Genomic DNA, 6,613 nt, shown 5'->3' with positions numbered 1-6,613 from the left:
GGGGCTGGCCGCGCTGCTCCACGAGGCGGGGGACCGCGCGGCGGCGCGCGCGCAGTGGGAGCGGGTGGCCGACGCGACGCCCCGCGCGACGCTCGCGGCGTCGCAGTGGGTGGCCGTGGGCGAGGCGGAGCAGCGGCTGTCGGTGACCGACCCGCAGCGCGTGCGCGCGGCGCTGCGGGCGTACGCGGCCGGGGCGGCGGCGGACCCGCGCGACCCGGAGGCGAAGCTGCGCGAGGGGGCGCTCTTCCTCGAGAAGTTCAACGCGCCCGAGGCGCGCGCGTCGTTCGAGGCGGTGCTGAAGGCCGACCCGCGCAACGCGGGCGCGCTGGTGGGGATGGCGCGCGTGCGGCAGTTCGACGGCGCGCCGGGCGCCGCGGCGCTCGCCGACTCGGCGCTCAAGGCGAACCCGCGCCACGTGCCGGCGCTGCTGCTGCTGGCCGCGTCGTACCTGGAGGCGGAGGACTACGGGCGGGCCGACAGCGCGGTGGCGCGCGCGCTGGCGGTCGACTCGACGGGGCCGGACGCGCTGACGCTGGCGGCGGCGATCCGCTACCTGCGCGGCGACCAGGCGGGGTTCGAGTCGACCCGGCGGCGCGTGCTGGCGCGCGCGCCGCGCCACGCCCCGCTGTACGCCACGCTCGCCGACCTGGCGGCCAAGCACCGGCAGTACTCGGCCGCGGCGCGGTTCGCGGCGCAGGGGGTCGCGCTCGACTCGGCGTCGTGGCGGAGCCACGCCCTGCGCGGCATCAACCAGCTGCGCCTCGGCCAGGCCGACTCGGCGCGGGCCAGCCTGGAGCGGGCGTTCGCCGGCGACCCGTTCGACGTGTGGACCAAGAACACGCTCGACCTGCTGGACGCGACGCGCGCGTACCGCACGGTGCGCACGCCGCGGTTCGCGCTGGTGGCCGACAGCTCGGAGTCGGCGCTGCTGTCGCTGTACCTGGGCGAGCTGCTGGAGCGCGGCTACGACCAGATGGCGGGGCGCTACGGCTACCGCCCGCCGACGGTGCGGCTGGAGCTGTTCCGCAGCCACGCCGACTTCTCGGTGCGCACCGTGGGGCTCGCGGGGCTGGGCGCGCTCGGCGTGAGCTTCGGGCCGGTGCTTGCGATGGACGCGCCGAGCGCGCGCGAGCAGGGGGAGTTCCACTGGGGCGCGACGGCGTGGCACGAGCTGGCGCACACGTTCACGCTGGGCGTCACCGACAACCGCGTCCCGCGCTGGCTGAGCGAGGGGCTGTCGGTGCTGGAGGAGCGGCGCGCGGCGCCCGGGTGGGGGGACGGGCCGACGCCGGAGTACCTGTCGGCGTACGCGCAGGGGCGAATCCCGCCGCCGAGCCGGCTGAACGACGGCTTCGTGCGCCCCGTGTTCCCGCAGCAGGTGATCCTCTCGTACTACCAGGCGTCGCTGGTGTGCGAGATGGTCGAGCGCGAGTTCGGCGCGCCGGCGATCCCGGCGCTGCTGGCGGCCTACAAGGAGGGGCTCGGGACCGAGGCCGCGGTGCGGCGCGCGCTGCGCGTGGACCTGCCGACGCTCGACCGGCGGTTCGACGCGTACGTGCGCGGGCGCTTCGGCCGGGCGCTCGACGCCGTGAGCGGGCCCGGGCTGGGGCAGTACGGGCGCCTGCTGGCGGCGGGCGACTCGGCGATGCGCGGCGGGCGCCCGGCGGTGGCGATCGCGGCGTTCGCGGGCGCCAAGGCGCTGTTCCCGGACCACGCGCGCGGCGACGGGCCGTACTGGCGGCTGGCGCAGCTGTACCGGCAGCAGGGCGACCGCGCGAAGGCGGAGCAGGAGCTGCTGGAGCTGACGGCGCGCGACGCGAGCCACCTCGAGGCGCAGCTGGCGCTGGCGCAGCTGCGCGAGCAGCGCGGCGACACGGCGGGCGCGGCGGCGGCGCTGGAGCAGGCGATCTGGATCTGGCCGTACGACGCGGGCGTTCACGTCCGGCTGGCGGCGCACGCGGAGACGCTGAAGGACGCGCGCCGCGCGGTGCGCGAGCGTCGCGCGATCCTGGCGCTGGCGCCGGTGGACGTGGCGGAGGCGCGCTACCGGCTGGCGCGCGCGCTGGCCGCGGCGGGGGAGCGCGACGCGGCGCGGCGCGAGGTGCTGCGCGCGCTGGAGGAGGCGCCGACGTACGCGCCCGCGCAGGAGCTGCTGCTCACGCTGGTGGACGGGGGGACGCGATGACCGGACGACGCATGGCGATGGTCGCGACCGCGGTGCTGGCCGCGGCGCTGCTCCGCGGTGGCGGGGGCGACGCGGAGGCGCGGCAGCGGCAGCAGTACCTGACCGAGCCGCTGCCGAACGCGCCGTACGACGGGCGGTTCACCTTCGCGCGCATCCGGTTCGCGCCGCGCGGCGGGGAGTTCTTCGGGCGGATGGACCCGAAGTGGAGCCACGACTACCCGACGGCCGAGCACAACTTCGCGAAGATCATCGTCGAGCTGAGCACGATGCGCCCGTACATGGAGGGCGGGAACGTGTTCACCCTCGACGACCCCGAGCTGATGAAGTACCCGATCGCGTACCTGTGCGAGCCGGGCTTCTGGAACCCGACGGACGCCGAGGCGGCCGGGCTGCGCGCGTACCTGGAGAAGGGCGGGTTCATCATGTTCGACGACTTCTTCGGGCGCCACTGGGAGGGGTTCGAGGCGGCGATGCGCCGCGTGCTCCCGCAGGGGCGGCTGGTGAGGCTCGACGGGACGCACCCGATCTTCGACGCCTTCTACAAGGTGGAGCCGGAGGAGGGGGGCGGCGGCTTCGGGCGGCGCGGCGGGGCCGAGTACTGGGGGATCTTCGAGGACAACGACCCCGAGAAGCGGCTGCTGGCGATCGTGAACTTCAACAACGACATCGGCGAGAGCTGGGAGTTCTCGGACACCGGGATCATCCCGGTGGACGTCACGAGCGTGGCGTACAAGCTGGGGATGAACTACCTGATCTACGGGATGACACACTGATGACCACCGTGCCGGCCGAGCGCGCGACGCTCGCATCGCAGGACGACGTGGCGCTGGCCGAGCGGCTGCGCGCGGGACGCGACGCCATCGTTGCCGAGCTGCGCCACCGCATCGTGGGGCAGGACGCGGTGATCGAGCAGGCGCTGGTGGCGCTGTTCGCGGGCGGGAACTGCCTGATCGTGGGCGTCCCGGGGCTGGCGAAGACGCTGCTCGTCTCCACGCTCGCGCGCGTGCTCGACCTCAGCTTCTCGCGGGTCCAGTTCACCCCCGACTTGATGCCGAGCGACATCACCGGGACCGAGATCCTGCAGGTGGACGCGGACTCGGGGCGGCGGGCGATGAGCTTCGTGCCGGGGCCGATCTTCGCCAACGTGGTGCTGGCCGACGAGATCAACCGCACGCCGCCCAAGACGCAGGCGGCGCTGCTGGAGGTCATGCAGGAGCACCGCGTGACGGTGCAGGGGAAGACGTACCCGCTCGACCCGCCGTTCTTCGTGTTCGCGACGCAGAACCCGATCGAGTTGGAGGGGACGTATCCGCTCCCCGAGGCGCAGCTCGACCGCTTCATGTTCGAGATCGTCGTCGACTACCTGACGGAGGACGACGAGGTCGCGGTGGTGCGGCAGACGACGGCGGCGCCGCAGGGGCGGCTGCGCCCGGTGGTGAGCGCGGAGGAGCTGGTGGCGTTCCACGGGCTGGTGCGGGGTGTGCCGGTGTCGGACGCGGTGGCGCGCTACGCGGTGGCGCTGGCGCGGGCGAGCCGCCCGTCGTCGCCCACCGCGCCCGACGAGGTGAAGCGGTTCGTGGCGTTCGGGGCGAGCGTGCGCGCGCCGCAGCAGCTGATCCTGGCGTGCAAGGCGCGCGCGCTGATGCAGGGGCGCTACCACGTCGGGTTCGAGGACGTGCGCGCGCTGGTGCGCCCGGCGCTGCGGCACCGCGTGATCCTCAACTTCCACGCGCAGTCGGAGCGGGTGACGGTGGACCAGGTGGTGGACCGGCTGCTGGCGGCGGTGCCGGTGCCGTCGGCGCGGATGTAAGGCGGGACGCCGCGCATGGCCGCCCCCGTCCGCCCCGCCCAGGCCGCCCGCCCGTCGGGCGACGCCTCGCTGCTCGACCCCGCGGTGCTCGCCCGCATCGGGGGAATCGACCTCATCGCGCGCGCGGTGGTGGACGGCTTCCTCGGCGGGCTGCACCGCGCGCCGGCGCTGGGGGCGAGCAACGACTTCGCCGAGCACCGCGCGTACCTGCCGGGGGACGACCCGCGGCGGGTGGACTGGCGGCTGTACGCACGCACCGACCGGCTGCACGTCAAGGAGTTCGAGGCCGACACCAACGCCAGCGTGTCGGTGCTGCTCGACGTGTCGCGGTCGATGGACTTCGGGCGCGCGGGGCGGCCGACCAAGCTGCACTACGCGAAGATGCTCGCCGCGTCGCTGCTCTGGCTGGCGCGGCGCCAGCGCGACCGCGTGGGGCTGCTGACCTTCGACTCGGCGGTGCGCGAGTGGGTGCCGCCGTCGGGGAAGCACCTGCCGATGGCGCTGCACGCGCTGGAGCAGGCGCGTCCGGGCGGCGCCGGCGAGCTGACGGCGCCGCTGCGCGCCTCGGCGGAGCTGTTCCGGCGGCGCGGGCTGGTGGTGGTCATCTCCGACCTGTACGCCGAACCTGCCGAGGCGCTGGAGGCGGTGGCGCAGCTGCGCGGCCGCGGCAACGAGCTGCTCCTGCTGCAGGTGCTCGACCCCGCGGAGCGCGACCTCCCGCTCGACGACTCGACGGGGCTGCGCGACCTCGAGACCGACGACGCGCTGCCGATCGTGCCCAAGGTCGCGCGGCAGCAGTACCGCGCCCTGCTCGACGCGCACCTGGCGGCGTTGGAGGCGGAGGCGCGCACGCGCGGGGTGCTGTACGGGCTGTTCGACACCGGGACGCCGCTGGACGCGGCGCTGTTCCGCTACCTGGCCGCGCGGCAGCGGCTGGAGCACCGACGGTAGACGATGGGCTTCCTCGCCCCCTGGTTCCTGGCCGGCCTGGCGCTGGTCGCGGTACCGCTGTTGATCCACCTGACGCGGCGCGACCGGGCCACGCCCGTGCCGTTCCCGTCGCTGATGTTCGTCCGGCGCGTGCCGCAGCCGACGACGGCGCGGCGCCAGCTGCGCGACCTGCCGCTGCTGCTGCTGCGCGTGCTCGCGCTGTCGCTGCTGGCGCTCGCGTTCGCGCGCCCGCTGCTCGACCGGGCGCGGGCGGCCGCGGCACCGACGGCCGGCGGGCGCGAGCTGGTCATCCTGCTCGACCGCTCGGCGAGCATGCAGGCGCCGGCGCGGTGGGCGAAGGCGCAGGACGCCGCGCGCGCGGCGCTGCGCACCGTCGGGCCGCGCGACCGGGCCACGGTCGTCTACTTCGACGCGACGCCGGCCGTCGCCGCGAAGGCCGGGGACCCGGTGGGCGCGCGCACGGCAGTCGACACGGCGCGCGCGGGGAGCGGGGCGACGCGCTACGCCCCGGCGCTGGCGATGGCGTCGCGGATCCTCGCCGAGTCGGCGCTGTCGCGGCGCGAGGCGCTGCTGGTGAGCGACTTCCAGCGCGGCGGCTGGCGCGAGGCGCCCGAGGCGCGGCTCCCGGCCGGCGCGACGCTGACCTGGGCCGACGTCGCCGCCGCCGCGGCCGACGGCGGCGCGCTCGGCGTGGTGCTGGTGCGCGAGGAGCGGAGCGCGGGCGCCGCCGCCGTGCGGGTGGCGGCGCGGCTGCGGGCGAGCGGGGGCGCCGAGCGCACGGTTCCGGTGACGCTGCGCGTCGGCGGGCGCGACGTGCGGTCGGCGCGCGCCACCGTGGTGCCCGACCGCCCGACCACGGTCGCGTTCGAGTCGGTGCCGCTGCCCCCCGGGTGGAGCGAGGCGACGGTCGTGCTGCCGCGCGACGCGCACCCGGCCAACGACGCGTACCACTTCGTGGCGGCGCGCGAGCAGCAGCTGCGCGTGCTGCTGGTGGACGGGCCGTCGCGGCGCGAGGACGCGGGGCTGTACCTGCGGCGCGCGCTCGGCGTCGGGGCGGCGTCGCCGTTCCGCGTGGACGTGGTGAACCGCGACGCGCTGCGGGCGTCCGACCTCGCGGGGCACGCGGTGGTGGTGCTGCACGACGCGCCGCTCGGCGGCGCGGTCGCGCGCGCGCTGGCCGCGCACGTGCGCGCCGGCGCGGGGCTGCTGGTGGCGCCCGGCGAGACGAGCGCGCCCGAGGCGTGGGAGCCGGCGCTGGCGACGGTGCTGCCGGGGGCGCCGGGGGCCGTGGTGGACCGCACCGACGCCGGCGGGGCGCGGCTGGCGTCGTTCGAGCGCGGGCACCCGGTGTTCGCGCCGTGCGCCGAGGCGCTCGCGGGCGACCTGGTGGCCGCGCGGCTGCTGCGCCGGCGCGCCCTGCGGCTCGCCCCCGACGCGCGCGTGCTGGCGCGCCGCGCCGACGGGGCGCCGGCGCTCGCCGAGCAGGTGGAGGGGAACGGGCGCGTGGTGGCGTGGGCGTCGACGATGGACGACTGGTGGACCGACCTGGCGCTGCAGCCGGTGTTCGTGCCGCTGGTGCACCAGCTGGCGCTGCACGCCGCGCGGCACGCGCCGGCGCCGGCGGCGCGCGTGGTCGGCGCGCGCGTCGACCGTGCGCTGCTGGAGGG

The 6,613-nt window shown here is 76.5% G+C and carries 5 protein-coding genes; all 5 read left to right on the top strand.

Annotated elements, in window-relative coordinates; genetic code table 11:
• Positions 1–2,185 (top strand): tetratricopeptide repeat protein (locus PYV61_RS18805; protein WP_275834464.1); only part of this gene is annotated, 2,185 nt, incomplete at its 5' end.
• Positions 2,182–2,958, top strand: a complete 777-nt coding sequence (locus PYV61_RS18800) for a DUF4159 domain-containing protein (RefSeq protein WP_275834462.1) — start codon at positions 2,182–2,184, stop codon at positions 2,956–2,958. The genes PYV61_RS18805 and PYV61_RS18800, both read left to right, overlap by 4 nt.
• Positions 2,955–3,995, top strand: a complete 1,041-nt coding sequence (locus PYV61_RS18795; protein ID WP_345785263.1) for a MoxR family ATPase — start codon at positions 2,955–2,957, stop codon at positions 3,993–3,995. Before PYV61_RS18800 ends, PYV61_RS18795 begins: the two co-directional genes overlap by 4 nt.
• 15 nt (positions 3,996–4,010) lie before the next feature.
• Entirely contained in the window at positions 4,011–4,946 is a 936-nt protein-coding gene (locus PYV61_RS18790; RefSeq protein ID WP_275834458.1) for a DUF58 domain-containing protein, read from the top strand.
• Positions 4,947–4,949: 3 nt separating this feature from the next.
• Positions 4,950–6,613 (top strand): BatA and WFA domain-containing protein (locus tag PYV61_RS18785; protein WP_275834456.1); only part of this gene is annotated, 1,664 nt, incomplete at its 3' end.

Origin of the sequence: Roseisolibacter sp. H3M3-2 (assembly GCF_029211165.1) — a bacterium.
Lineage (GTDB): Bacteria > Gemmatimonadota > Gemmatimonadetes > Gemmatimonadales > Gemmatimonadaceae > Roseisolibacter.
The sequence above is the reverse complement of the archived record's forward strand: the minus strand, read 5'-3'. Positions and strand labels throughout refer to the sequence as shown.

Coding starts and splice junctions, on each gene's coding strand:
- PYV61_RS18800 (WP_275834462.1), top strand. CDS start 2,182: ATGACCGGACGACGCATGGCGATGGTCGCGACCGCGGTGCTGGCCGCG.
- PYV61_RS18790 (WP_275834458.1), top strand. CDS start 4,011: ATGGCCGCCCCCGTCCGCCCCGCCCAGGCCGCCCGCCCGTCGGGCGAC.